We start from the raw sequence: 24,957 nt of genomic DNA, 5'->3' as shown, positions 1-24,957 counted from the left end.
CCAGAGTTCGTGTGTTCCGGGGAGAGTGGGATGGGCGACACGGGGATCGGCGAGCTGCTTGTCCGGTTACGCACCGATCGAGGTTGGACCCAGCAGCGAGTGGCCGACGAGTACAACGCCCTTGAAGGGCGTTCCGCCAAGACCGGCAAGGAGATGGGCCGCTACGAGCGCGAGTCGCGTATCCCCGTTCCGTACACGCGGAGATACCTGGCGAAGGTGTTCGGCGTTGACGTTGCGGTGCTTGACCGGGCTGCCACGGTCAGCAAGAGACGCCGGGGCGGTGGCGAGACCTTGCCGGGGCATGAACGACCGCATGCAGGGCCCACGGCGAACACCGTGTCGGCTGACGCGGTGGCGTCCGCCGACTTCGCCCGGTTCATCGCGCAGAGCAACGCGGACGAGGCCGTTGTCGAGCAGATGGAGGCTGATGTCGCTCACCTCGCCCGCGCCTATGTGAGCCACCCACTGCTGGAGTTGTACGTCGAGATCAAGCGATTGCGGAACGGAGTGTTCGAGCTCCTGCGAGGACGTCAGCACCCTCGGCAGACCACCGATCTGTACGTTGCGGCCTCCCGCTTGTGCGGTCTGTCGGCACATGTATGCCTGGACCTGGGTGACTACAGCTCCGCCGCCACCCACGCCCGTACGGCCCGAGCGTGCGCGTCGGCGGCTGGGCACGAAGGGATGCTGGCCTGGGTGCGGGCCGTCGAGTCCCTGATCGCTTATTGGACCGGACGGTACGAGCAGGCGGCCGGGCTGGCCCGTGCAGCCCGTCGGCACCGGGCGAGCGGCAGCATCGCCGCGCGACTGGCGAGCCTGGAGGCGCGTTCCTTGGCCCTAGCGGGGGATGAGGCAGGTGCGGTGGCCGCTCTGGCCGACGCCGATCGTTCTCGTGAGGCGATGTCCTGCTCCGACGAGCCACCGGGCCTCTTCGCCTTCCCGGCAGCCAAGCAGTTCGCGTATGCCGGGACGACCTATCTGGCCATGGGCGGACGGATACACACCCGGCAAGCGATCTCGGCGGCGGGTACCGCGATCCGGCTCTACCGCGGTGCGGAAGAAGATGACCAGTCGGTCGGCGACCTCCTCGCCGCCCATGTCGACCTGGCCCGCGGCCACCTGCTTCTGGGCGAGCTCGACGGCACCGAGGCCATGCTCGGCTACGTCCTCGACTCCCCGCCGGAGCGCATGTCGGCGAGCATCGTGCGGCGGCTGGCTGCGCTGTGCCGTGAGCTGAGCGGTCCGCAGTACGGCGGAGCGGCGCAGGCCGCACACTTACGAGAACGACTCCAGTACACGGTTGTCCTCGCGGCATCGCCTGCCGCCCGTCCTCCGGAGCTGCCGACGTGAACGAGCTGTCCGCCGCCCACGATGCCGCCGTGACCGACCGGGAGCGCCTCACCAGGAGTGCGTACATCGGCGACCGGGACCTCGCTGCCCGGCAGTCCCTGTATCGATGGCAGACGCCCCGCTACGACCTTCCGGGCATGGTCGCGGAGCAGCTGAGCGACGTTCGCGGACGTGTGGTCGACGTCGGATGCGGCAATGGCACGTTCACACAGCGGCTCCGCCGGGACCGGCCCGACCTGGCTGTGCTGGGGCTGGACCTCGCGCCCGGCATTCTCGACGGGGTCTCGGGTCCGGTCGCCGTGGCGGATGCCACGCGGCTGCCGATGGCCACGGCGAGCTGTGATGCGGCGCTGGCGCTGCACATGCTCTACCACGTCACGGACATCGGCCGGGCGGTGAGCGAACTGTCCCGCGTTGTGAACCGGGACGGGTTGGTGATCGCGTCCACCAACAGTGACGGTGACAAAGCCGAGCTCGACGAACTGTGGCGGCGGGCCGCGGGGGATGTCCTCGGCTCGGGGAAGGGACCGGCCCGCATCTCGCTCAGTGCCCGCTTCTCCCTGGAGAAGGCCCCGGTCTTTCTCGGCGAGGAGTTCGGTCATGTGGAGACGATCGAACTGCCGGGCACCATCACGGTCCGCGACCCCGCGCCGGTCATCGCGCATATGGCTTCGTATCGCGCGTGGGCCGACCAGCACGACGTGCCGTTCGACGCGACCGTCGAGCGGGCCCGTGCCATCCTCGTCGACCGCATCGCCCGGCATGGAGCGTTCGAGATCCACTGCAAGGGCGGCATCCTCGTCTGCCGTCGCTGACACCCTGGGCGGCACCGAAACGACCGCACCCGGACCACCAGAGGCGGTCCGGGTGCGGTCGGGCGATGCTGGTGAGGGGCCGGGTCAGCCCTTCTTGGTCTCCCAGAAGATCTTGTCGATCTGGGCGATGTAGTCCAGCGCCTTCTGGCCCGTGGCGGGGTCGGTCGAGCCCTTGGCGGCACTCAGGGCCTTGAGGGTGTCGTTGACCAGCTGGTGCAGCTCCGGGTACTTCTCGAAGTGCGGGGGCTTGAAGTAGTCGCTCCACAGCACCGAGACATGGTGCTTGGCCAGCTCCGCGCGCTCCTCCTTGATGACGGTGGCGCGGGCGCGGAAGTGGGGGTCCTCATTGGCCTGGTACTTCTCCTGTACGGCCTTGACGGACTCCGCCTCGATACGGGCCTGGGCCGGGTCGTACACGCCGCACGGCAGGTCGCAGTGGGCGCTGACCTGAACCTTGGATGCGAACAGGCGGGAGAGCATAGAGCTGTCCTTCCATTCGTGATCGTCTTCTCAGGTGCGACATTACTCCGTGCGGGAAGGCTTTTCTCGGGCGCCCCGGGGGGCTTAGGTCAAAAGTCCGGTGTCAGTCTGGGATGCCTGCGATGGTGATGGGTGGCGTACGAACCGGAGGTGCCGTGATGCGGGAGCAGCTGCACGATCGCGGGCAGGAGCGCGATCGCGATCAGCACGGACTGCTGCGGATCGGGCTCGCCGAGGTCTACAACCCGTCGATGCAGCCGACGCTGTACCCCGGTGACCAGCTGGTGGTGCGGTACGGGGCGCCGGTGCGGCCGGGGGACGTGGTGGTGCTGCGGCATCCGTTCCGGCAGGATCTGCTGATCGTCAAGCGCGCGGTGGAGCGGCGCGAGGGCGGCTGGTGGGTGCGGGGCGACAATCCGTACGTGGAGAACGACAGCCGGGAGTTCGGTGTGGTGCCGGACGAGCTGGTGGTCGCGCGGGCGTGGGTGCGGCTGCGGCCGCGCCCGCGGCCCGGCGCGGGGCCCGGGGGTCAGCGCTCCATCGCGGGGCTGCTGTCGTGGGCGGCGTCCGCGGTGCGGCCGGTGCGGTCGCGGTCCTCGCGGGGGGCGCGCGGGCCGCGTTCGGCGGCGGCCGAGCGCTCGGCGTCGAGGCGCTTGCGGGCGCGGTAGGCGGCCACATTGGCGCGGGTGGCGCAGCGGTCGGAACAGTAGCGCCGGGATCGATTTGTCGATGTATCGAGATAGGCGTTGCGACAGGGCGACGCCTCGCAGATGCCGAGCCGGTCGGCGCCCAGTTCGGTGAGGTGGAAGGCGAGCCCCATCGAGGCGGTGGCGGCGAATCCGGCGCCCGCGTTGGCCGCGTAGTCCGCGATGTGCATATGCCAGTGGGGGCGGCCGTCCTCGTCCCGGGTCTCGTGCCCGGAGATCTGCGGGCTCACCGGGAACTCGATCAGCAGCGCGTTGAGCAGGTCCACGGCCCGTACCTCGTCCCCCTCCGCCGCCGCCTCGAAGACCGCGCGCAGCCGTGCCCGCACCGCCCTGAGTCGGGTCACATCGGCGTCGGTGGCGCGCCGGGCCGCCTGTTTGCTCTCGCCGAAGAGCGTGCGCACAGCTTCCACGGAGGTCAGGGCGTCGGTACCGCGGACGGGCTCCTCGCTGTTGACCAGGCGTACCGCGAGATCCGAGTAATAAGCCAGTTCCACTTGTGGTCCTTACGGGGGTGATTTAAGGTCGGGCGGTCGGTAATGGGCGCCTTGCGAACCAGGGTATTACGGACCGCGAGAGGGAGTGGCACGATGACAAAGACCGTCGCCGTGGCGGACTGGCAGGCGTGGCAGCGGAGCTGGGACCGGCAGCAGGAGTGGTACCTCCCTGAGCGTGAAGAGCGGTTCCGGGCGATGCTCGACGCGGTCGAGGCGCTCGTCGGCCCGGAGCCGAAGATCCTCGACCTCGCGTGCGGCACCGGCAGTATCTCGGACCGGGCGCTCCGCCGGTTCCCCAAAGCCACCAGCATCGGTGTGGATCTGGACCCGGCGCTGCTGACGATCGCCCGCGGCCACTTCACGGCGGAGAGCCGTGTGACGTTCGTGACCGCCGATCTGCGCGACCCGGAGTGGACGCGCCGGCTGCCGCACCGCGCGTACGATGCCGTGCTCAGCTCCACCGCGCTGCACTGGCTGCGCTCGGAGGAGCTGAGCGTGCTGTACAGCCAGGTCGCGGGGGTGCTGCGGGAGGGCGGTGCCTTCCTCAACGCCGACCATATGCCGGACCCGAGCACGCCCCGGATCAACGCCGCCGACCACGCGTTCCACAAGGAGCGGCAGGCGCGCGCCAGGGCGGCCGGAACCCAGGACTGGGTGGACTGGTGGCAGGCCGCCGCGCGGGACACGATGCTGGCCGGACCGGTCGCCGAGCGGTTCCGGATCTTCGGCAACCCGGCTGACGGCGACCACGCCGACGGTGAGGTGCAATCCGCCGCCTGGCATGCGCGGACGCTGCGCGACGCGGGCTTCGCGGAGGCGCGCCCGGTGTGGTGTTCGGTCTCGGACGCGATGGTGCTGGGGCTGAAGTAGCCCGGGGAGAGCACTGAGGAGACGCGAAAACAGACGCGAAAACAGACGCGTGGATAACGCACCAGGGCGGTACGGCCTGCCAACGGCCGTACCGCCCCGGTGTTGTCGCACGGGTTCCGGTCAGAGGACCTTCGACAGGAACGACTTGGTCCGCTCGTGCTGCGGGTTGGTCAGCACCTCGCGCGGATGTCCGGACTCCACGACGACCCCGTCATCCATGAAGACGACCGAGTCGCCGACCTCGCGGGCGAAGCCCATCTCATGGGTGACGACGATCATCGTCATCCCGTCCTCCGCCAGCCCGCGCATGACGTCGAGCACATCCCCGACCAGCTCCGGGTCGAGCGCCGAGGTGGGCTCGTCGAAGAGCATCAGCTTGGGCTCCATCGCCAGCGCGCGGGCGATGGCGACGCGCTGCTGCTGACCGCCGGAGAGCTGGGAGGGGTAGTTGCCCGCCTTGTCGGCCAGGCCCACCCGGTCCAGCAGCTTCAGCGCGCGCTCCCGCGCGACCGCCTTGGTCTCCTTCTTGACCTGGACCGGCGCCTCGATGACGTTCTCCAGCGCGGTCATATGCGGGAAGAGGTTGAAGCGCTGGAACACCATGCCGATGTCCCGCCGCTTCTCGGCGACCTCGCGGTCCCTGAGCTCGTAGAGCTTGTCGCCCTTCTGCCGGTAGCCGACCAGGTCGCCGTCGACGTACAGCCGCCCGGAGTTGATCTTCTCCAGGTGGTTGATGCAGCGCAGGAAGGTGGACTTCCCGGAGCCGGACGGGCCGATGAGGCAGAACACCTCGCGGGGGGCGACCTCGAGGTCGATGCCCTTGAGGACCTGGACCGCGCCGAAGGACTTGTGTACGCCCTCGGCCTTCACCATGGCGGTCATGCGCTCACGCCTCCCTGGCGGTTGGAGCCGGACAGAAGGTTGACCCGGATCCGCTGGAGCGGCGTCATCGGGAGGGAACGGCTCGACCCGCGGGCGTAGTACCGCTCCAGGTAGTACTGGCCCACGCTCAGCACCGAGGTGAGGATCAGATACCAGGCGGCGGCCAGGAAGAGCATCTCGGCCGTGGCGCCGGTGTTCTGGCCGACGTTGGTGGTGGCCTGCAACAGATCCCAGTACTGCACGGCGATCACCAGTGAGGTGGTCTTGAGCATATTGATGAACTCGTTGCCCGTCGGCGGCACGATCACCCGCATCGCCTGCGGCAGGACCACCCGGCGCAGCGTCTTGGCGTGGCTCATGCCCAGCGCCTGGGCGGCCTCGGTCTGACCCTCGTCGACCGCCTGGAGACCGGCGCGGCAGATCTCGGCCATGTACGCGGCCTCGTTCAGACCGAGGCCCAGCAGGGCGGCCAGGAACGGGGTCATGAAGTCCGACCACTCGTCCTTGTAGATCGGACCGAGGTTGATGTAGTTGAAGACCAGGCCGAGATTGAACCAGACCAGCAACTGGACGTAGACCGGGGTGCCGCGGAAGAACCAGATGTACCCCCAGGCGATGGAGGAGGTCACCGGGTTCTTCGACAGCCGCATCACCGCGAGGATGATGCCGAGGACCACACCGAGCGCCATCGACAGGATGGTGATCCAGACGGTGTTGCGGACACCGCGCAGCACCTCCTTGTCGAAGAAGTAGTCCGGGATGGCGCCCCAGTTGACATCGCCACGGGCGAAGGCCATGACGAGCGTCACAATGAGGGTGATGGCGACGACCGCGGTGATCCAGCGGCCGTAGTGCCGCACCGGGATGGCTTTGATGTTCTCCGGCGCGGGAGGCGGGGTGTCGACCGGGTCCGCCTTGTCGATCTTAGTTGTCACGGATTGTGCCTTTCAGCGCGAGCGCGCGAGGAAGGAGGGGCCGGGTCACTTGCCGCCGTTGATGATGGCCTTGGTGACGGCGCCGTCCTTGACGCCCCACTTCGCGATGATCTTGTCGTACTCGCCGTTGGCGATGATGAAGGCGAGTGCCTGCTTGAGGGCGTCACGCAGCTCGGTGTTGTCCTTGCTGACGGCGATGCCGTACGGCGCGGCCTCCTCCTGCTCACCGGTGATCTCGAAGTCGTTCCCGCCGCCGGAGGTCTTCACGGCGTAGGCCGCCACGGGGAAGTCACTGGAGGCAGCGTCGGCGCCACCACCGCGCAGCCGGGTCTGGGCCTCGGTGTCGTTGGCGAACGCCTCGATCTTGATCTTGCCGTCCTTGCCGCACTTCTTGGACTCGGCCTTGGCGAGGTCGTGCGAGACGGTGCCGCGCTGGAGGACGACCTTCTTCCCGCACAGATCCTTCCAGCTCTTGATCCCCTCGGTCTCGCCCTTCTTGGTGTACATCGAGACACCGGCGGTGAAGTAGTCGACGAAGTCGACGCCCTCGCCCGCCTTCTTGCCGGTGTCCGGGTCCACGCCCTCCTGGCGGCCCTTGTTGTCGGTCATGGCCGACATCGCGATGTCGTAGCGCTTGGAGCGCAGACCGGAGAGCAGGGTGTCGAACGTGGCGTTGTTGAACTCGAACTTCACACCGAGCGCCTTGCCGAGGGCATCGGCGATATCCGGGTCCAGGCCCATGACCTGGCCGTTCTTCTTGAACTCGACCGGCGGATAGTTGATGTCCGAGCCGACCTTGATCACGCCGGCGTCCTGGATCTTCTTCGGCAGCGCGCTGAAGAGCGGACCCTTGCCCGCGGCGCTGGAGGAGCCACTCGTGGCCTTGTCGGTCTGGTCGCCACAGCCCGTCAGGAGCAGGGCGCCCACGACCGCTACCGCGCCGGCTGTGGCCATCCGGGACTTCGTGGTGGCCCGACGGCGCGTGAAGCTGGCGGTCATGCTGGTTCCTCCCGCAGGATGAAGGGGATGTCCGAGGTGCTGGGAACACGTTTTTGAGTGCCGCGACCTCGTGTGATTGGGGCATCTTGCCATCTGGACCCGCTCGATCGGGCGGCTATCCATGTCAAAATCGGATAACGGGCGATCCCCGTGGTGCACGGATGGAACGCCGGGCCTGATGGCGATGGCCGGGGAAGTGGGACGGACTCATGATCACGCGGCGCTTGCTGAGCGACGGTGACATGTACATTCATGTCCGATTCGATCGTTTTCGATGGTAACGCGGACTTTCTGAACGCCACCGTGACAGAAGTCGCTCGTCTTCCGGAGCGCGCATCCGGTAGAACAGGTCGTTACACCCCTCACCCGGGGCTCAGGGCGTGTGTGCGACGCGCCCGGCGTCCGTATCGCCCCCCAGAGCACGGCTATCTGCTCCATGGGGGCCCGGACGCGGTGCCCGCCCGCTCCCAACCTGGGGCGGCTACCCTCAACAGAAAACGACAAAGGGGTCAAAAAAGTGGCAGCGGAGATTGCCCATCCTCGCAGCGACAGCAGCAACGGCGAAGGAGCCGAAGACGTGACCGACGGAGAGCCGTTCGATCCGGCCTTCGCACTCCACCGGGGCGGCAAGATGGCCGTCCAGGCGACCGTGCCCGTGCGCGACCGGGACGATCTGTCCCTCGCGTACACACCGGGTGTCGCCAAGGTGTGCAGCGCGATCGCCGAGCAGCCGGAGCTCGTCCATGACTACACCTGGAAGTCCCAGGTGGTCGCCGTGGTGACGGACGGCAGCGCGGTGCTCGGACTCGGGGACATCGGTCCGGAGGCGTCCTTGCCGGTGATGGAGGGGAAGGCGATCCTCTTCAAGCAGTTCGGCGGAGTCGACGCGGTGCCGATCGCCCTCGACTGCCGGGAGGTCGACGAGATCGTCGAGACCGTGGCCCGGCTCGCGCCCTCCTTCGGCGGCGTCAACCTGGAAGACATCTCGGCGCCCCGCTGCTTCGAGATCGAGCGCAAGCTCCAGGAGCGCGTCGACATCCCGATCTTCCATGACGACCAGCACGGCACGGCGGTCGTCACCCTCGCGGCGCTGCGCAACGCGGCCAAGCTGACCGACCGTTCCCTCGGATCGCTGCGCGCCGTCATCTCCGGGGCCGGTGCCGCCGGAGTGGCCATCGCCCGGATCCTGGTGGAAGCGGGTATCGGCGATGTGGCGGTCTGCGACCGCAAGGGCATCGTCTCCCAGGACCGCGAGGACCTCACCGACGTCAAGCGTGAGCTGGCCGGGTTCACCAACAAGGGCGGGCTGACCGGTTCGCTGGAGACGGCCATGGCCGGAGCGGACGTCTTCATCGGCGTCAGCGGCGGCACGGTGGCGCCGGAGGCGGTGGCCACCATGGCGCCCGGCGCTTTCATCTTCGCGATGGCCAACCCCAACCCGGAGATCCACCCGGACGTCGCGCACCAGCACGCGGCGGTGGTCGCCACCGGCCGCAGCGACTTCCCGAACCAGATCAACAACGTGCTCGCCTTCCCCGGCATCTTCGCCGGGGCTCTCCAGGTCCGGGCCTCCCGGATCACCGAGGGCATGAAGCTCGCCGCCGCCGAGGCGCTGGCCGCCGTGGTGGCCGACGAGCTGAGCGCGGACAAGGTCATCCCCTCGCCATTCGACGAGCGGGTCGCCCCGGCCGTGAGCGCGGCCGTCGCGGCCGCCGCACGCGCCGAGGGTGTGGCGCGCCGCTGAACGGACGCTGACGCGCCATCGGCTGCAGTGACGGGCCGGGCCGCTCCCTCCGCGAGGGGGAACGGCCCGGCCCGTGTCGCTGTCCGCGCCCGCCCGTGCCCCGGGACGGACGGGCGCGGTGCGTGTCACACCCCGGTGTGGTTCCGCCGCGTCCCCGCCGCGGCCTATGGTCAGGATCATGTTCGCTGCCTACGCCGCACGTATCGACCGTGACCAGCCGCTGAGCGGTCTTGAACTGGGTGAGCGCCCCGAGCCGGAGGTGCGGCCGGGCTGGAGCACCGTCCGCGTCAAGGCCGCCTCGCTCAACCACCACGACCTGTGGTCGCTGCGCGGCGTCGGGCTCGGCGAGGAGTCGCTTCCGATGATCCTCGGCTGTGACGCGGCCGGGATCGACGAGGACGGCAACGAGGTCGTGCTCCACTCGGTCATCGGCCAGAGCGGCCACGGCGTCGGCCCGAACGAGCCCCGCTCCATCCTCACCGAGCGCTACCAGGGCACCTTCGCGGAGAAGGTCACCGTCCCCCGTTGGAATCTGCTGCCCAAGCCGAAGGAGCTGTCCTTCGAGGAGGCGGCCTGTCTGCCGACGGCCTGGCTGACCGCGTACCGCATGCTCTTCACCAACGCGGGGGTGCGCCCCGGCGACAGCGTGCTGGTGCAGGGCGCGGGCGGCGGGGTGGCCACCGCCGCGATCGTGCTGGGCGCCGCGGCGGGGCTGCGGATCTTCGCGACCAGCCGGGACGAAGCCAAGCGCAAGCGCGCCGTGGAGCTGGGCGCCGAGGCGGTGTTCGAGCCGGGGGAGCGGCTGCCGCACCGGGTGGACGCGGTCATGGAGACGGTGGGCGCGGCGACCTGGTCGCATTCGGTCAAGTCGCTCAAACCGGGCGGCACTCTGGTCATCTCGGGCGCCACCAGCGGCCCCAACCCCAAGACCGCCGAACTCAACCGGATCTTCTTCCTGGAGCTGAAGGTCGTCGGCTCCACGATGGGCAGCAAGGACGAGCTGGAGGATCTGCTCAGCTTCTGCGCGGCGCACGGGGTGCGGCCGGTGATCGATTCGGTGCTGCCGCTGGACCGGGCCCGCGAGGGGTTCGAGAAGATGGCGGGCGGCGATCTGTTCGGCAAGGTCGTACTGACGGTCTGACATCGTGGCGCCCCGGCGGTCTGACGCCCCGGCGGTCACGCTCGGTTTCTCTCCGTCCCCCATGCGGCCAACACCGGAAAATGTCTGTCGCTCTGTGTGAGAGGTCTGGTGCTCTCCGGAGCGGGTGGGGATGATGGGCCGGGGGGATGTTTATGACTGCCGCGGTGCCATCGCTGCCCAAAATCGAATTATTGATCGAATCGCTCGAACGGCTCGTTCTGCTGTCGCCCGGACAACGGGGCCCGGCTCCGCAGATCCTGCTCACGCAGCTCACCGAGGCCGTCGGCACGGCCGATGGCCTCGACGCCACCGACACTGCTGACGCCACCGACGCCGCACATCCCGCCGGTACCACGAGGCGGACCGAAGCGGAGCGGATCGCCGACGGCCTGTGTGCCCGCTTCAGCGCGGGCGGCAGGGCCCGGCTTCCGTTCGCACAGGTGGCGGGGAAGACCATGGGCCCGCCACGGGAGCGGGTGGGGAAGACCTTCCAGAAGATCGAGGAAGAGCTGGTGCGCAACCGGCCGGGGGGCTTCGGCAAGCTGCGGCTTTCGCAGTTCCGGCTGATGTGCGCCGTCGTCGAGGCCGATCTCACCAGACCCCAGGCGGACGCGCAGCCCGAGGAGTTACGGAACCAGATCTACGAGGCGCGCTGTTCGAGCTCCGCCGTGCTGCGGACGCTGGAGACCCTGAGCGGTGGCGAGGAACCGCCGCCCGGAATCCCGGGCACCGCCTGGTACTGGCTGCGCCGACCGGTGTTCGGGATGCTGCCGCGCTGGTGGTACGGGCGCCGCCACCGCCGCCGGATGACCCGTCAGGGCGGCTGGTACGCCAAATGGGCCGAGCTGCCGGAGAAGGGCGCGGATTTCTACGCCGACGCCGTACGGCTGACCGCCGGGTCCGAGGCCGCCGCGGGCCCCGAGGGGCGCGCGCTGATCGTCGATGCGCTCTTGCGGGCCCTGCTCGCCGATGTGGAGCGGGCCTTCCGCCACCCGCGGCTCTCTCCCTGGGGCAGACGCCGCAGACATCGTGTCGTCCTTGTCCTGCCCCAGTTCCCGGGCGGTGGATCCGACGCCGGGCTGCTGGTGGAGCGGTTTCCCAGCGCGGTGGAGCACACCGGCTGCACGGGGGCGATGCTGGTGGCCGTGGTGCAGCCGGACGAGCAGCGCACCGAGAGCTTCGCCGAGGCCGCCATCACGCTCAAGTCCTGGATCGGGAGCACGGGGGCGGGCGGTGCCCGGGTGGTCCGGGTGGCCGTGGCGTCGCACCCTGATGACCCGGACGCCGCGCGATGGCTCGTCCGCTATCCGGAGACGCCCGTGGGGAAGGCCCGCTCCGATGCGGCACCGCGGGTCGAGGCGGTCTTGGCGGGGGTGGCGGGCCTCACCGCGCTGGCCCTGCTGGGCGCTTACGGGGCGGCCTGGGTGACGAAGGGGAGCGACACCGCATGTCTCGGCGAAGGCGGTGGGTCCGCGTCCGCCTCCCCGCCCGGGTCCGGCAGGTCGACGCCCCGGCTGCCGGACCGCAGCCCCCAGGAGGTCTATGACGACATCCGGGCCGGCATCGACAAGGAGAACGAGAAGGCGGACCGGGCCGCCCGCGAGGGCGCGGTCGTGCGGACGGTCGTCCATCTGGGCCTGCCGGTGACCGCCGACGACTGGGAAGAGGCCAAGTACAGCGGCGCCATTCCGGAGTTGCGCGGAATCGCGCTGGCCCAGAGGGAGATCAACCGTCAGGCGGCCCAGCAGGAGAAGAGCGAGGTGTGGCTGAAGGTCCGTCAGGTGGACGCCGGGCAGGGCTTCGCCAAGGCGCCCGCGGCCGCCGAGCTGCTGGTGCGGGAGGTCCGCCGCGCCGGGAGCGCGGCGGGCGGGGAGCGGATCCTGGGTGTCGTCGGCCTAGGCCAGAGCCGCAAGGACACCCTGCGGGCCCGGGACATCCTGGCCGACGGCGGGCTGCCGATGATCGGCACCTCCGCGACCGCGGAACAGATGCAGGGGTCGGCGATGTACCGGCAGATACCTCCCGACAACGGACGGGAGGCGCGCATCGCCGCGGAGTTCGCGCGGCACGGCAATATCGTGCGGACCGCACCCGGGGAGTGCGCTCCGGCGGAGAAGGCGGTGGTGATCGGGGACCCCCACGACATCTACAGCACCAATCTCAGCGAGCGGTTCGCCGAGGAGTTCAAGGGCGCCCGGCAGATCTGGTTTCCCCTCGGCGACGCGTCCGCCTCCCCGCCTTCCGGGCTGAACGACGGGGGGGACGAATGGGTTTCCAGTTCGACCCAGATGGCCACCAGCATCTGCCGGAGGCTGACGGAGGAACCGCGCACGGTCGTCTACTGGGCCGCCCGCGCCAATGAATTCGAGAGTTTCCTCAACGCCTTCGACGAGGGCACCATGTGCAAGGGCCGGGTGACCGTGCTCGGCGGCAACGACCTCACCAATGCGGTGGTCGAGGATCAGCGGCCCACCGAGCGGCACTCCGGGCTGCGGCTGTACTACGCGGCGCCGGCCCTGCCGAACGACGATCCGCCCAATGTGATCGGCATCGCCTTCCGTCGGCAGTACGCCGAGGCGTACGGGGACGACCTGTGGAGCAACGACGGACGAGCCCCGCTTGCCTGGGACGCCCTTCAGGTCCTCTCCGAGGGGATCAACGCGGCGTATCGCACCGCGGGCAGGGCACCGTTCGGCCGGACCGCGGTGCAGATCGCGCTGGAGCAGGGGGTGGGCGGCACGGACGGAGTGCGCGGGGCCACCGGATCACTGGTGTTCGCCGAGAACCGCAAGGTCCCGAGGAACAAGCGGCTGCTGATGCTGTACGACAGGGCGGAGGCGTCTCCGGCGATCGCGTTGGAGTGCGGCATACGGGACAGCGGAGAGGAGGCTACGACGTGGGGGCCCGGTCACCGCTTCTCCTGTCCGAGCGACCGTGACGACTGATCAGCCCTCGGAGGAGTCCGGTCCGCGGCCGGGATCACCGCTGTACGCCCAGCCCGTCCAGCGCACCACCGCGACCTCGGTCACCGGTCCGCGCGGCGCCCGCCCGGTGTACTGGGGATACTTCGCGACCAGCCGTTCCACTGCCGCCGTATGGCCGTCGGCGGACGCGTCGGGGAGGATCCGGGCGCGGCCGTCGGCCCGGACCCACCACAGCCGCCGCCAGTCCTCGTCGTAGTGGTCCACCAGCAGTGACACCGCCGGGTTGGCGCGGATGTTGCGCAGCCGCCGCAGGTCCTGGTGGCGCTTGGGCTTGTGGTCCACGGCCATCACCACGGTGTCCGCGTCCAGCGCGAAGGTGGCGGGGACCAGATGCGGCCGGCCGTCCCCGTCGGTGGTGGCCAGCCGCAGCACCCGGGCGCGGGCGAAGCGCCGTCGCGCCTCGGCGATCTCCAGTCGCATGCGGTGAGGCTACTGCCGCCCCACCGTCCCGGGGGTGAAGCCGCGGGCGAAGTGGTAGCGCCTGCTCTCCGATCCCGCGAAGCCGGGGAGGTTGCGCAGCCGGTCCGCGGCGGCGGGGCCGCCCGGCCGCCCGTCGTCGAGGATGGCCGCCTCGTACGCCTTCTCGTCGGTCCACTGCGCGTAGTTCAGCACCCGGGCGCGGTCGCTGCCCAGATGGGCCCGGCCGTCGACGTTCAGATGGAAGTCGGCCGAGATCAGACCGGGGAGGGGCACGGCGTGGAGGGTTTCGATGACCGTGTCGATCCAGTTCCGCCGCAGTGCGGGGTCGGGCGCGTCGAAGTCGACATCGATGACAACGATGAGCCCGGGAGCGGGTGTCGTCCCCTCGGGGATCCCCGAGAAGCCGCGGTAGCGGCGGAAGGTGCCGACGCCGAGCCGCTTGATGTCCGGGACGGCGCTGTCGATGTCCGCGACCCGTTCCGCGCGGTGCTCTTGGACGAAGGCGTGGTACGCCTCCTCACCGGTCCACTGGGAGTGGTGCATCAGGGTGTCGCCGTCGGTGCCCGTGTAGACGTTGTACGAGAGCAGATCCGGCGCCGGCCACGGCCGGGAGTCCCAGGTGGCGGCGATGGCCTCCACAGTGGCCCGCTGTCGTTCGGGCGTGCCCGCGCTCCAGGTGCTGAACAGCGCGGCGCCCACCTCGGGCCGCGCGAGATCGGGCAGCGGGCCGGCCGGGAGCGAGGGGGACGGACTGGTCATGGCGGTCACCTCGGGCTGGAGAAGGAATCGGTGAGCGGCGGGGCGCCGGTCGCCGCGCGCCCCGTCGCTCACGATCCTCAGACTTCAACCGCACATGAAGTCAAGGCCGTTCAGCGGGCGTCAGGGGTACGCCACCTGCACGGTGGCGATGCCGAGCGTGCTCTGCGCGGGCAGCATGCCCGACGCGAACACCCCGCCCAGCAGCGGACCCGTCAGCTCCGCGAGCCGCGCGGCACGTTCGGGGCCGAGCACTCGCCAGGGCTCGGCCGCCAGCTCGTCGGTCAGCCGCTCCACCGCGTCCCGGCCCTCCTGGCCACGGGCGGTGGCCTTGCCCTCCGCGTCGAGCCAGCCGCGTCCGGCCAGTCGGTCGCGGGCGGCCTCCCATTCCTCGTCGGTCCAGCCCCGGCTCGCGAAGTGGGACTTGGGCGCCGCGTCGATCGCCGCGAAGGAGACCAGGGCCTCGCACGGGTCGAGTCCGGCGGTGAGCAGCGCGGCCAGATGGCCGTCCCCGCGGTGCTCGCGCAGCACGGTGGTGGCCTGCCAGAGCGCGAGATGCGGTTCCTCGGACCAGCCGAGGTCGCGGTTGGCCGCGGCCAGCGGGCGGGCGGCGAGGGTCGCGTGCTCGGCCGCCTCGGTGGCCAGCGCCGCGGCCTCGGCGATGCCCTCGCCGCCGATCCGGTCACCAAGCAGCTCGCGGAACGTCCGGTCGACGGCCCGCAACCGGGCTGCCAGGACCTCGGCCGGGGTGGCCGTCGACCAGATCGCCGGGACGTACTCGGCGATCGTCGCGGGGCTGAAGCTGTAGTACGTGGCGCTGACGAGGGCCGGGCCGGCATGGCCCAGCGGGGCCGTCCGCCAGGCGAAATAGCTGGGCCAGCGGGACTGGGTGTCATAGCCGAGGGCCGCGGCTTCCTCGAACGCGCGCGGGGCGAAGTAGAGGCTCGCGTGGATCGGTTCCAACTGATGCCACATGCGGCGGGCAAGTGCCTGATGCTCCGTCACTGGACCACCTCTCGAGGTCAGGAACAGGGGAGTGGCGCATCGGGCGCCGAAGGGGGAGGCTCGGAGCCTACTCCTCCGTCCCGCCGCGCAGCAGTCCGGTGATCCGCGCCGCCGTGTCCGCCAGGCGGCGGTGCGCGTCGGCCAGTTGGTGCGATGTCACCCCGTGGTCACGGGCGGTGTCACGGATGTCGTCACGGAACCGGTCGAGCAGCCGGTCCAGGTCGCGGGCCGGGTCGCCGGAGGGGACGAAGTCCCGGGCCCACGCGGGCTGGTCCGCCTCGGCCGCGCCGGGCGCCGTGTCCGTGGCCGCGCCGGGCGTCGTGTCCGTTGTACGGCCGCCGTTCGCGGCGCCGCCGTCCGCCCGGTCCCTGCCATCCGGGACGCCCGTCTCCCGCGACGGCCGGTCCTGCCGGGAGAGACGGCTCATCCCGCGCGAGACCTCGGCCAGCCCCTCGCGTACCGCCCGCTGCCAGTCGCCGGTCCGGACGTACTCCTGGGTACGCTCCTGTACGCGCCGGGCCATCCGCTGGACCTCCTCGTGCGCGAACTCCTGGGCGTCCTGGGCCTGCTGACGGGCGCGCTGCGCGTCCTGCCGGGCCCGCTTGCTCTCCTCCTTCGCCCGGCGCGCCTGCTCCTTCCACTCCTCCTTGGCGCGCCGCATCTCCTCCTTCGCCTGCTGCCAGGCATCCTTGTCGCCCCAGGCGCCCTCCCACGAACCGGGTCCGGCCTTGGCGCCACCGGCACTGCCGGAGGTGCGGGTCCGCTTGGCCGCCTCCCGCATCTCACGCCGCAGATCGCTGGCCGAACCGCGGACGTCCTCCCGGATCTCGGCGGCCAGTTCGGCGACCGACTCCCGGATCTCCAGTTCCAGATCGGCCAGTTCACCGCCGCGGTCGGCCAGCTCGGCGCGTCCGGCCTCGGTGATGGAGTAGACCTTGCGCCCGCCCTCGCTGGTGTGGGTGACAAGACCCTCGGCCTCCAGCTTGGCCAGCCGCGGATAGACGGTTCCGGCGGAGGGCGCGTACAGCCCCTGGAACCGCTCTTCCAGCAGCCGGATGACCTCATAGCCGTGGCGCGGCGCCTCGTCGAGCAGCTTCAGCAGATACAGACGCAGCCTGCCGTGGGCGAATACGGGAGGCATCAGAGGACCTTTCCCTGGGATCCGTCGGTGGTGTCCTCGGTCCGCGGACGGCGCAGCAGCGCGATGGCACCGGAGAGGGTGGTGGCGCTGAGACGGCCGCTGCCGGTGCCGAGCGTGCCGTTGATCCGCTTGGCGCCCCACTGTCCGGTGACCCGCAGATCCTCGAAGGCGCAGGAGACGGCGCCGCTCGCGGTGCTGGCCTCGACCTCGGCGTCGGCCGGGTGTGGCAGTCGGATCGCGATTTCGCCGGAGACGGTGTTGAGACTGATGCGCGCGCTCTCGGTCGTGGGGGCGAGGTCGAGCACCACATTACCGCTGACCGACTCGGCCCGTACGCACGGTCCCGAGCCCTCGACGACGGTGAGGTCGCCGGAGACGGAGTTGAAGCGCAGGTTGCCGGTGACGGCCTGGGTCTCGACCCGCCCGGAGACGGTGTCGGCGCGCACCGGGCCGGTCAGCCCGACCAGGGTGAAGTCACCGGAGACCCCGCGCAGATCGGCGCGGCCGGCCAGCCCGGAGGCGACGGCGGCGGCGCCGATGACGCCGATCGAGACATCGGTGGCGGTGGGCACGGTGAGGGTGAGATGGACGCTGCGGTTCCAGCCCTTGCGGTCGAGCCATTTGAGCAGGCCCTTCCAGGGGAGGTCGTCATAGGCGACGGTCAGGGTGCCGTCCTCGAGGGTGACCGTCAGTGGCGGTCCGTCGAGGGCGGAGAGCTCCAGCCGGGCGGGGCCGCTGTCGGTGCCCACGACATTGACCGTGCCGCCCACGACCCGGACGTTGAGGGCGGAGACGGGTCCGTCGAAGGTGAGCTTCTCTGGTTCGCTGATCGACCACTCTGATCGGGCTGACATCCCCGGCCTCCCCTGCTGGTTCCACGACGCAACATATCGTGTCTTCACTAGACACGATATATCGTGGCCCGTGGGAGTCAAGCCCTCCCTTGATGTACGGCGCCGCCGTGGAGGGACAGGAGTTCGCGAGTCCGGGCGGAGAGCTGAGTCCGGGCCGCACGCACCCGTCCCCCACCCGGGTGCGGGCGGCCCGGAGGACCGTCCGAGGAGGCGCCACACCGGGGTGACGACCTCCGTGTTCGTCCGTCGCGACAGCCGCTCCCCGCCTCACGCGGTGCGGCATTTATTGGACTGGACGGACTAGTCCAGTGCGACGAAGAAAGGGTAGACTCACAGGTCCATCGGGAGCAAGGGCGTTGCCCAGCAAGGAGGTTGGGCCGTTGCGGACGGACAACGGTCCCCGGCGTACCGGCGCGGGCCGCCCGATGGGCCCTCAGCCCGCCAAGCGCCAGGCGATCCTGGAGGCGGCGGTGGCCGTCTTCCTGCGCGAGGGGTACACCCGGGCCGGTGTGGACGTCATCGCGGACGAGGCCGGGGTCTCCAAGCAGACCGTCTACAACCACTTCGGCGACAAGGAACGGCTGTTCATCGCCGCCGTGGAGGGGGAGCGGGAGCGGGTGGCCGCCGCGTTCGCCGACGGTGCGCCGTACGCCCCCGAGCAGTTCGACGGCGACGCCCGCGCCGTGCTCATCGCCTTCGGCCACCGGGTGCTCGAGGTCCTGCTCGACGAACGGGCCTCCGCGCTGCGCCGTCTGGTCATCGCCGAGGTCGCCCGCCATCCCTCGCTGCGGACCGCGTGCTCCGACGGCGAGCCCCAGCGACTGGTGGTCTGGCTCACCGGGATGCTGGACCGGCGCACCGTCAGCGGTGAGCTGAGCGTCCCCGATCCGGCCTCGGCCGCCCAGCAGTTCGTGGCCCTGCTGGTGCAACAGGGCCTCTATCAGTCCATGTACGGCACCCGCCCGCTCGCCGCCGAGATCGCCGCCTCCATCTGTGAGAAGGCCGCCGACCTGTTTGTCCGCGCGTACCGCACCTGAGGTGCGGCCAGCGCCCGAAGGCGGACCCTAGGCCGGGTCCGCGACGGCCCGGGGCGGGCGCGCGGGGAAGGCCCGGCGGTAGTCGCCCGGCGACACCCCGGTGTGCTTCAGGAAGTGGTGCCGGAGGTTGTTCGCCGTACCGAGGCCGCTGAGCCGCCCCACCGCCTCGATCGGCAGGTCCGTCGACTCCAGCAGGCTCTGCGCCCGCGCCAGACGCTGGGCGAGCAGCCAGCGCAGCGGGGTCGTCCCGGTGGCCGCCTGGAGCCGCCGGTAGAGGGTGCGCGGGCTCATCGCGGCCCGCCGCGCCAGGTCCTCGACCGTCAGCGGCTGGTCCAGATGCGCGCGGGCCCAGTCCAGTACGGGCGTCAGCCCGGCGTCGTCCCGGGCGGGCACCGACAGATCGATGAACTGGGCCTGGCCGCCGGGCCGGTGGGCGGGCACCACCATCCGGCGGGCGAGCTGGTTGGCGATATGCGCGCCCAGGTCGCGGCGCACCAGATGGAGACAGAGATCGAGTCCGGCGGTCAGCCCGGCGCTGGTCAGCACGTCCCCCTCGTCCACGTAGAGCACCGAGTCGTCCACGCGCACCTTCGGATAGCGCTCGGCGAGTTGGGCGGTGTGCATCCAGTGGGCGGTGGCCCGGCGCCCGTCGAGCAGTCCGGCCTCGGCGAGCGCGAAGGCACCGGTGCACAGGGAGACCATCCGGGCGCCGGCCGCGGCGGCCCGGCACAGGGCCGCGATCAGCTCCCGCGGCAGCGGCGCGCCCTCCTCGACACAGGCGTCGGGCACCGAGGGCACGATGACCGTGTCGGCGCCGGCGAGGTCGTCGAGCCCGTAGGGGGTCCGCAGCGACAGCCCGCCGCCGGTGGCGGAGCGGTCGCGGTCGGCCGTGCCCGTACCGCACAGCCTCAGGTCGTACCAGGGGTCGGCCAGATCGGTCTGCGGCTTGCCGAAGACCGTGCAGGGGATGCTCAGTTCGTACAGGTCCCAGGAGGGGACCCCGATCTCCTCGGTCACCACCACGGCGACGGAACCAGCGCGCATGTCCGCAGCGTAGGGCAGGAATCAGCGGGTGGCAGGAATTTGGTGCCCGCCGTCATCGGTGTCACTGTTTGCGGCCCTCATGCGCTGCGATCTTGGTCAGCATCCGGTCAACCCCCCGCCCCCGGCGGACGAATGAGGAGTTGTGACATGCAAGCTGACCACCCGGCCGTCAGTGTCATCGGACTGGGATCGATGGGCTCGGCGCTGGCCGCCGCGTTCCTCGACCGGGGCCATCCGACCACCGTGTGGAACCGCTCGGAGCACAAGGCCGCGCCGCTGGCCGAGCGGGGCGCCCACCGTGCCGCGACGCCCGGGGAGGCGGTCGGGGCGAGCCCGCTGATTGTCGCGTGTGTCCTGGACTACGCGGCGCTGCGCGGCGTTCTCGACCCCGTCGCCGCCTCCCTCGCGGGCCGGACCCTGGTCAACCTCACCTCCGGCTCCCCGGAGCAGGCCCGGGAGATGGCCGAGTGGGCCCGGTCGCACGGGGCCCACTATCTCGACGGGGCGATCATGACCACCCCGCCCGGCGTGGGCAGCCCCGAGATGATGTTCCTCTACAGCGGTCCGCGGGAGGTCTTCGACGCCCACCGTCCGGCACTGAGGTCCCTGGGCGACGCCCTGCACCTGGACACCGACCCGGGCCTGGCGTCCCTCTACGACGCCGCGCTGCTCGGCCTGATGTGGTCCACCATGACCGGCTGGCTGCACGGCACCGCGCTGGTCGGCGCGGAGAAGACGACGGCCACGGAGTTCACCCCGGTCGCGGTCCGCTGGCTGACGGCGGTGGCCGGTTTTCTGACCACCTACGCGCCCCAGGTGGACGCCGCCCGCTACCCGGGCGACGACGCCACCGTCGACATCCAGATCGCGGCGATCGACCACCTGATCCACGCCGCCGCGGCCCGCGGGATCGACAACTCCCTGCCCGAACTGCTGAAGCGGACCATGGAACGGACCAGCGCAGCGGGCCATGGCTCCGACAGCTACGCGAGTGTGATCGAGGCGCTGCGGGACCCGGCCGCCCGCTGAGGGATCAGACGGCGCCTGAGGATCAGCGGCCGTCCGGGGATCAGAGGTCGTCGTCCTCGTCGTCGAGCCGGGCCAGCCAGGTCGCCAGCCGCTCCACCGGCACCTCGAAGTCCGGGTTGAGATCGACGAAGGTCCGCAGCTGATCGGCCAGCCACTCGAAGGTGACCTCCTCCTCGCCGCGTCGCTGCGCCAGCTCCTCGATACCGCGGTCGGTGAAGTACAAGGGTCGCTCCGGAAGAGGGAAGAGGGGTTTGAGGGTTCCGCACCGCCCAGGATATGCCGCCGGTGCACACGACAAGGCCCGGCCTCCGCTCGCGCGGGGGCCGGGCCGTTGTGCCGACGGGCCGTGGGACGGGCCGCTGGATCAGATGTCGAAGACCTCGTTCACCAGCGCCTGCTGCTCCGCCTGGTGGCGCTTGTTCGACCCCACCGCGGGCGAGGACGAGTGCGGCCGGGAGACCCGGACCAGACGCTCGGAGGCGGGGACGTCCGCGCCGACCGACAGCTCCAGGTGGTCGATCAGGTTGAGGGCCATGAACGGCCATCCGCCCTGGTTCGCCGGCTCCTCCTGGGCCCACACGAACTTCTCGACGCCGGTGTACTTGGCGATCTCGGCCTGGACCTCGGCACCCGGCAGCGGGTACAGCCGCTCCAGCCGGATGATCGCCGTGTCCGTCGCACCGCGCTTGTCCCGCTCCGCGGCCAGGTCGTAGTAGACCTTGCCGGAGCAGAAGACCACCCTGCGGACCGCGGCCGGGTCGGCGGTCGCGTCACCGATGACCGGGCGGAAGGCGCCGGTGGTGAACTCTTCCGCCTTCGAGGCCGCCGCCTTCAGACGCAGCATCGACTTCGGGGTGAAGACGACCAGCGGCTTGTGGTGCGGGTTGTGGACCTGCCAGCGCAGCAGGTGGAAGTAGTTCGACGGCAGCGTCGGCGCGGCGACCGTCATGTTGTTCTGCGCGCACAGCTGGAGGAAGCGCTCGATCCGGGCCGAGGAGTGGTCCGGGCCCTGGCCCTCGTAGCCGTGCGGCAGCAGCAGCGTGACGCCGGAGGTCTGGCTCCACTTCTGCTCGGCCGAGGAGATGAACTCGTCCACGACGGTCTGCGCGCCGTTGACGAAGTCACCGAACTGCGCCTCCCACATGACCAGCGACTCCGGGCGGGCCAGCGAGTAGCCGTACTCGAAGCCCATCGCCGCGTACTCGCTGAGCAGCGAGTCGTAGACGTTGTAGCGGGCCTGGTCCTCGGAGAGGTAGAGCAGCGGGGTGTAGTCGTCGCCGGTCTCCCGGTCCACCAGCACCGCGTGGCGCTGGCCGAAGGTGCCGCGACGGGAGTCCTGGCCGGCGAGCCGGACCGGGGTGCCCTCCATCAGCAGCGAGCCGATGGCGAGGGTCTCGCCCATGCCCCAGTCGATCGTGTCGTCCTCGATCATCGCCGCGCGCCGCTGGAGCTGGGGCATCAGCCGCGGGTGGACGGTGATCCGGTCGGGGACGTTGACCTGGGACTCGGCGATCCGCTTGACGACCTCCTGGGAGACCGCCGTGTTCACCGCGACCGGGAACTCCGGCTGCGGCTCGGGCACCTCGGGCTGGGCCGGGGTGGAGACCGCGTCGCGGACCTCGGTGAAGACCTTCTCCAGCTGCCCCTGGAAGTCCTGGAGCGCCTGCTCGGCCTCCTCCAGCGTGATGTCGCCGCGCCCGATCAGCGACTCGGTGTACAGCTTGCGCACCGAGCGCTTCTTGTCGATCAGGTCGTACATCAGCGGCTGGGTGAAGCCGGGGTTGTCGGTCTCGTTGTGACCGCGGCGGCGGTAGCAGATCAGGTCGATGACCACGTCCTTGTTGAACGCCTGGCGGAACTCGAAGGCGAGCCGCGCGACGCGGACCACGGCCTCCGGGTCGTCGCCGTTGACGTGGAAGATCGGCGCCTCGATCATGCGCGCCACGTCGGTGGCGTACATCGAGGAGCGGGACGCGGCCGGGGCGGCGGTGAAGCCGACCTGGTTGTTGATCACGATGTGCACGGTGCCGCCGGTGCGGTAGCCGCGCAGCTGCGACATGTTCAGCGTCTCGGCGACCACGCCCTGGCCCGCGAAGGCCGCGTCGCCGTGCAGGGCGACGGGCAGCACGGTGAAGTCCGTACCGGCCTTGCCGATGATGTCCTGCTTGGCGCGGGCGACACCCTCCAGGACCGGGTCCACCGCCTCCAGGTGGGAGGGGTTGGCGGTCAGCGAGACCTGGATCTGCTCACCGTCCAGACCGGTGAAGGTGCCCTCGGCGCCCAGGTGGTACTTGACGTCGCCGGAGCCGTGCATCGACTTCGGGTCGAGGTTGCCCTCGAACTCCCGGAAGATCTGCGCGTAGGACTTGCCGACGATGTTGGCCAGCACATTGAGCCGGCCGCGGTGGGCCATCCCGATGACGACCTCGTCCAGGCGCGACTCGGCGGCCGCGTCCAGCACCGCGTCCAGCAGCGGGATGACGGACTCGCCGCCCTCCAGCGAGAACCGCTTCTGGCCGACGTACTTGGTCTGGAGGAAGGTCTCGAACGCCTCGGCCGCGTTGAGCCGGCGCAGGATGCGCAGCTGCTCCTCGCGCTCCGGCTTGTCGTGGCTGCGCTCGACGCGGTCCTGGATCCACTTGCGCTGCTTGGGGTCCTGGATGTGCATGAACTCGATGCCGGTGGTGCGGCAGTACGAGTCGCGCAGCACGCCCAGGATGTCGCGCAGCTTCATCATCGTCTTGCCCGCGAAGCCGCCGACCGCGAACTCGCGCTCCAGGTCCCACAGGGTGAGCCCGTGCTCGATGATGTCGAGGTCGGGGTGCTTGCGCTGGCGGTACTCCAGCGGGTCGGTGTCGGCCATGACATGGCCGCGGACCCGGTAGGCGTGGATCAGGTCGAAGACCCGGGCCGCCTTGGTGACGTCGTCGTCGTGGCTGACGTCGATGTCCTTGAGCCAGCGGACCGGCTCGTAGGGGATGCGCAGCGCCTTGAAGATCTCGTCGTAGAACTCGTTCTCGCCGAGCAGCAGCTGGTTCATGATCCGCAGGAACTCGCCGGAGGCGGCGCCCTGGATCACCCGGTGGTCATAGGTGCTGGTCAGCGTCATGACCTTGGAGACGCCCAGCTTGTTCAGGGTGTCCTGGGAGGTGCCCTGGAACTCGGCCGGGTACTCCATGGCGCCGACACCGACGATCAGGCCCTGGCCGGGCATCAGCCGCGGCACGGAGTGGACGGTGCCGATGCCGCCGGGGTTGGTGAGGGAGGCCGTGACTCCGGTGAAGTCCTCCATCGTCAGCTTGTTCGCGCGGGCGCGGCGGACGATGTCCTCGTACGCCTGCCAGAACTCGAAGAAGTTGAGCGTCTCGGCCTTCTTGATCGCCGCGACGACCAGCTGCCGGTCACCGTTGGGCTTGACCAGGTCGATGGCCAGGCCCAGGTTGATGTGCTCGGGCTTGACCAGGGTCGGCTTGCCGTCCTTCTCGGTGAACGAGTAGTTCATCGAGGGCATCGCCTTCAGCGCCTGCACCATGGCGTAGCCGATGAGGTGCGTGAAGGACACCTTGCCGCCGCGGGCGCGCTTGAGGTGGTTGTTGATCACGATGCGCTGGTCGAACAGCAGCTTCACCGGGACGGCACGCACCGAGGTGGCCGTCGGCAGCTCCAGCGACGCGTTCATGTTCTTCGCCACGGCGGCGGACGGGCCGCGCAGCGTGACCAGCTCCGGTCCGGCGGACGGCCCGGGCTTGGCGGCCTTGGCGGTGGGCGTCGGCTCGGCGGGCGTCGGCTTCACCGGAGCGGGCTTGGCCGGGGCGGGAGCCGCGGCGGCGGGCTTCGGGGCGGCCGGGACCGCGGCGGCGGGCTTGGCGTCGGCCGGCTTCGCGGCGGGCGCGGCGGCCTTCGGCTGCGCCGGGGCGGTGGCGGCGGGAGCGGCCTGCGCGGCGGCGGGCGCGCCCGGGGCGGCGCCCCCGGTCACGGCCTGTGGCGGCGCGGCCACGGCGGAGCCGGTGTCCTGGCCCGGCTTGTAGTCGGCGAAGAAGTCCCACCAGGCTCGGTCGACCGAGTTCGGGTCCTGGAGGTACTGCTGGTAGATCTCGTCGACGAGCCACTCATTGGGTCCGAAAGCAGCGGCAGGGTTGGTTCCCTGACCGTCCTGCTCGTCGGTAGAGACGCTCGAGGTATTGGGGGACTGTGGCGACACGGCGGCAACCGCCCTCTTCCGCTTCCTTAGGTGGTGGACAGCGGGAATAAAGGCTACGCCTCTTGGGCC

Annotated in this window: 21 protein-coding genes and 1 pseudogene; 9 read left to right on the top strand and 13 right to left on the bottom strand. The window is 70.4% G+C overall.

Going from position 1 to position 24,957, the window contains the following annotated elements; translation table 11 throughout:
* Positions 1-30 precede the first annotated feature (30 nt).
* Positions 31-1,350: an NsdA family TPR-like regulatory protein gene (locus tag JK363_RS03635; RefSeq protein WP_201871314.1), complete on the top strand. Its 1,320-nt coding sequence runs from the start codon at positions 31-33 to the stop codon at positions 1,348-1,350.
* Complete coding sequence (locus JK363_RS03630; RefSeq protein ID WP_201871312.1) at positions 1,347-2,165, top strand: class I SAM-dependent methyltransferase; 819 nt, start codon at positions 1,347-1,349, stop codon at positions 2,163-2,165. The genes JK363_RS03635 and JK363_RS03630 overlap by 4 nt, the downstream gene beginning before the upstream one ends.
* 84 nt (positions 2,166-2,249) lie before the next feature.
* On the opposite strand, the gene sodN is transcribed toward JK363_RS03630, so the two are convergent.
* Positions 2,250-2,645 (bottom strand): superoxide dismutase, Ni, encoded by a 396-nt coding sequence (gene sodN / locus JK363_RS03625; RefSeq protein WP_201871310.1) that lies wholly within the window; start codon positions 2,643-2,645, stop codon positions 2,250-2,252.
* A gap of 158 nt (positions 2,646-2,803) precedes the next feature.
* On the opposite strand from sodN, the gene sodX reads away from it, so the two are divergent.
* On the top strand, positions 2,804-3,313 hold the full coding sequence (gene sodX / locus JK363_RS42095; RefSeq protein ID WP_236075529.1) for a nickel-type superoxide dismutase maturation protease: 510 nt from the start codon (positions 2,804-2,806) through the stop codon (positions 3,311-3,313).
* Between the two features lie 44 nt (positions 3,314-3,357).
* Here the strand turns inward: sodX and JK363_RS42090 are convergent.
* Positions 3,358-3,846: pseudogene (locus JK363_RS42090) on the bottom strand (CGNR zinc finger domain-containing protein); the annotation flags it as partial.
* A gap of 93 nt (positions 3,847-3,939) precedes the next feature.
* Between JK363_RS42090 and JK363_RS03615 the strand changes: the two are divergent.
* Complete coding sequence (locus JK363_RS03615) at positions 3,940-4,716, top strand: class I SAM-dependent methyltransferase (RefSeq protein WP_201871306.1); 777 nt, start codon at positions 3,940-3,942, stop codon at positions 4,714-4,716.
* A gap of 120 nt (positions 4,717-4,836) precedes the next feature.
* Here JK363_RS03615 and JK363_RS03610 read toward each other — a convergent pair whose 3' ends face one another.
* From JK363_RS03610 to JK363_RS03600, 3 genes are read right to left on the bottom strand one after another with little or no spacing between them, the layout of a single operon-like run.
* Positions 4,837-5,589: an amino acid ABC transporter ATP-binding protein gene (locus JK363_RS03610; protein WP_201871674.1), complete on the bottom strand. Its 753-nt coding sequence runs from the start codon at positions 5,587-5,589 to the stop codon at positions 4,837-4,839.
* A 5-nt stretch (positions 5,590-5,594) separates the two neighbouring features.
* Complete coding sequence (locus JK363_RS03605; protein ID WP_201871304.1) at positions 5,595-6,533, bottom strand: amino acid ABC transporter permease; 939 nt, start codon at positions 6,531-6,533, stop codon at positions 5,595-5,597.
* Between the two features lie 45 nt (positions 6,534-6,578).
* Positions 6,579-7,532, bottom strand: a complete 954-nt coding sequence (locus tag JK363_RS03600) for an ABC transporter substrate-binding protein (protein WP_201871303.1) — start codon at positions 7,530-7,532, stop codon at positions 6,579-6,581.
* Positions 7,533-8,049: 517 nt separating this feature from the next.
* Between JK363_RS03600 and JK363_RS03595 the strand changes: the two genes are divergently transcribed.
* From JK363_RS03595 to JK363_RS03585, 3 genes are all read left to right on the top strand, one after another.
* The gene (locus JK363_RS03595) at positions 8,050-9,276 is read left to right on the top strand and encodes an NAD(P)-dependent malic enzyme (protein WP_201871301.1); all 1,227 of its coding nucleotides are present in this window, start codon (positions 8,050-8,052) and stop codon (positions 9,274-9,276) included.
* A 178-nt stretch (positions 9,277-9,454) separates the two neighbouring features.
* Positions 9,455-10,417, top strand: coding sequence for a zinc-binding dehydrogenase (locus JK363_RS03590; protein WP_201871299.1), 963 nt, complete (start codon positions 9,455-9,457; stop codon positions 10,415-10,417).
* Positions 10,418-10,608: 191 nt separating this feature from the next.
* Complete coding sequence (locus JK363_RS03585) at positions 10,609-13,362, top strand: type 1 periplasmic-binding domain-containing protein (protein ID WP_236075528.1); 2,754 nt, start codon at positions 10,609-10,611, stop codon at positions 13,360-13,362.
* Here JK363_RS03585 and JK363_RS03580 read toward each other — a convergent pair whose 3' ends face one another.
* From JK363_RS03580 to JK363_RS03560, 5 genes are all read right to left on the bottom strand, one after another.
* Positions 13,363-13,821 carry a TIGR03668 family PPOX class F420-dependent oxidoreductase gene (locus JK363_RS03580; RefSeq protein WP_201871294.1) on the bottom strand — a complete coding sequence of 153 codons (459 nt, stop codon included), beginning with the start codon at positions 13,819-13,821 and terminating at the stop codon, positions 13,363-13,365.
* 9 nt (positions 13,822-13,830) lie between these two features.
* The gene (locus JK363_RS03575; RefSeq protein WP_201871293.1) at positions 13,831-14,580 is read right to left on the bottom strand and encodes an antibiotic biosynthesis monooxygenase; all 750 of its coding nucleotides are present in this window, start codon (positions 14,578-14,580) and stop codon (positions 13,831-13,833) included.
* A gap of 120 nt (positions 14,581-14,700) precedes the next feature.
* On the bottom strand, positions 14,701-15,582 hold the full coding sequence (locus JK363_RS03570) for an SCO6745 family protein (protein WP_307821587.1): 882 nt from the start codon (positions 15,580-15,582) through the stop codon (positions 14,701-14,703).
* Between the two features lie 67 nt (positions 15,583-15,649).
* On the bottom strand, positions 15,650-16,723 hold the full coding sequence (locus JK363_RS03565; protein WP_201871292.1) for a PadR family transcriptional regulator: 1,074 nt from the start codon (positions 16,721-16,723) through the stop codon (positions 15,650-15,652).
* The gene (locus JK363_RS03560; protein WP_201871291.1) at positions 16,723-17,577 is read right to left on the bottom strand and encodes a DUF4097 family beta strand repeat-containing protein; all 855 of its coding nucleotides are present in this window, start codon (positions 17,575-17,577) and stop codon (positions 16,723-16,725) included. Before JK363_RS03560 ends, JK363_RS03565 begins: the two co-directional genes overlap by 1 nt.
* Before the next feature lie 380 nt (positions 17,578-17,957).
* On the opposite strand from JK363_RS03560, the gene JK363_RS03555 reads away from it, so the two are divergent.
* The gene (locus JK363_RS03555) at positions 17,958-18,614 is read left to right on the top strand and encodes a TetR/AcrR family transcriptional regulator (protein WP_201871290.1); all 657 of its coding nucleotides are present in this window, start codon (positions 17,958-17,960) and stop codon (positions 18,612-18,614) included.
* 27 nt (positions 18,615-18,641) lie between these two features.
* Here JK363_RS03555 and JK363_RS03550 read toward each other — a convergent pair whose 3' ends face one another.
* The gene (locus JK363_RS03550) at positions 18,642-19,637 is read right to left on the bottom strand and encodes a GlxA family transcriptional regulator (protein ID WP_443726298.1); all 996 of its coding nucleotides are present in this window, start codon (positions 19,635-19,637) and stop codon (positions 18,642-18,644) included.
* A gap of 168 nt (positions 19,638-19,805) precedes the next feature.
* On the opposite strand from JK363_RS03550, the gene JK363_RS03545 reads away from it, so the two are divergent.
* Positions 19,806-20,687 carry an NAD(P)-dependent oxidoreductase gene (locus JK363_RS03545; RefSeq protein WP_201871288.1) on the top strand — a complete coding sequence of 294 codons (882 nt, stop codon included), beginning with the start codon at positions 19,806-19,808 and terminating at the stop codon, positions 20,685-20,687.
* 40 nt (positions 20,688-20,727) lie between these two features.
* On the opposite strand, the gene JK363_RS03540 is transcribed toward JK363_RS03545, so the two are convergent.
* Positions 20,728-20,910 (bottom strand): DUF6104 family protein, encoded by a 183-nt coding sequence (locus JK363_RS03540; protein WP_201871287.1) that lies wholly within the window; start codon positions 20,908-20,910, stop codon positions 20,728-20,730.
* A 141-nt stretch (positions 20,911-21,051) separates the two neighbouring features.
* Entirely contained in the window at positions 21,052-24,888 is a 3,837-nt protein-coding gene (locus tag JK363_RS03535; protein WP_201871286.1) for a multifunctional oxoglutarate decarboxylase/oxoglutarate dehydrogenase thiamine pyrophosphate-binding subunit/dihydrolipoyllysine-residue succinyltransferase subunit, read from the bottom strand.
* Positions 24,889-24,957: the final 69 nt, after the last annotated feature.

Source organism: Streptomyces coffeae (assembly GCF_016741875.1).
Taxonomy (GTDB): domain Bacteria; phylum Actinomycetota; class Actinomycetes; order Streptomycetales; family Streptomycetaceae; genus Streptomyces; species Streptomyces coffeae.
The sequence above is the reverse complement of the archived record's forward strand: the minus strand, read 5'-3'. Positions and strand labels throughout refer to the sequence as shown.

Excerpts from the sequence above, each read along its gene's own strand:
- JK363_RS03635 (WP_201871314.1), top strand. The coding sequence starts at position 31 with ATGGGCGACACGGGGATCGGCGAGCTGCTTGTCCGGTTACGCACCGAT.
- sodN (WP_201871310.1), bottom strand. The coding sequence starts at position 2,645 with ATGCTCTCCCGCCTGTTCGCATCCAAGGTTCAGGTCAGCGCCCACTGC.
- sodX (WP_236075529.1), top strand. The coding sequence starts at position 2,804 with ATGCGGGAGCAGCTGCACGATCGCGGGCAGGAGCGCGATCGCGATCAG.
- JK363_RS03615 (WP_201871306.1), top strand. The coding sequence starts at position 3,940 with ATGACAAAGACCGTCGCCGTGGCGGACTGGCAGGCGTGGCAGCGGAGC.
- JK363_RS03610 (WP_201871674.1), bottom strand. The coding sequence starts at position 5,589 with ATGGTGAAGGCCGAGGGCGTACACAAGTCCTTCGGCGCGGTCCAGGTC.
- JK363_RS03600 (WP_201871303.1), bottom strand. The coding sequence starts at position 7,532 with ATGACCGCCAGCTTCACGCGCCGTCGGGCCACCACGAAGTCCCGGATG.
- JK363_RS03590 (WP_201871299.1), top strand. The coding sequence starts at position 9,455 with ATGTTCGCTGCCTACGCCGCACGTATCGACCGTGACCAGCCGCTGAGC.
- JK363_RS03580 (WP_201871294.1), bottom strand. The coding sequence starts at position 13,821 with ATGCGACTGGAGATCGCCGAGGCGCGACGGCGCTTCGCCCGCGCCCGG.
- JK363_RS03575 (WP_201871293.1), bottom strand. The coding sequence starts at position 14,580 with ATGACCAGTCCGTCCCCCTCGCTCCCGGCCGGCCCGCTGCCCGATCTC.
- JK363_RS03565 (WP_201871292.1), bottom strand. The coding sequence starts at position 16,723 with ATGCCTCCCGTATTCGCCCACGGCAGGCTGCGTCTGTATCTGCTGAAG.
- JK363_RS03560 (WP_201871291.1), bottom strand. The coding sequence starts at position 17,577 with ATGTCAGCCCGATCAGAGTGGTCGATCAGCGAACCAGAGAAGCTCACC.
- JK363_RS03545 (WP_201871288.1), top strand. The coding sequence starts at position 19,806 with ATGCAAGCTGACCACCCGGCCGTCAGTGTCATCGGACTGGGATCGATG.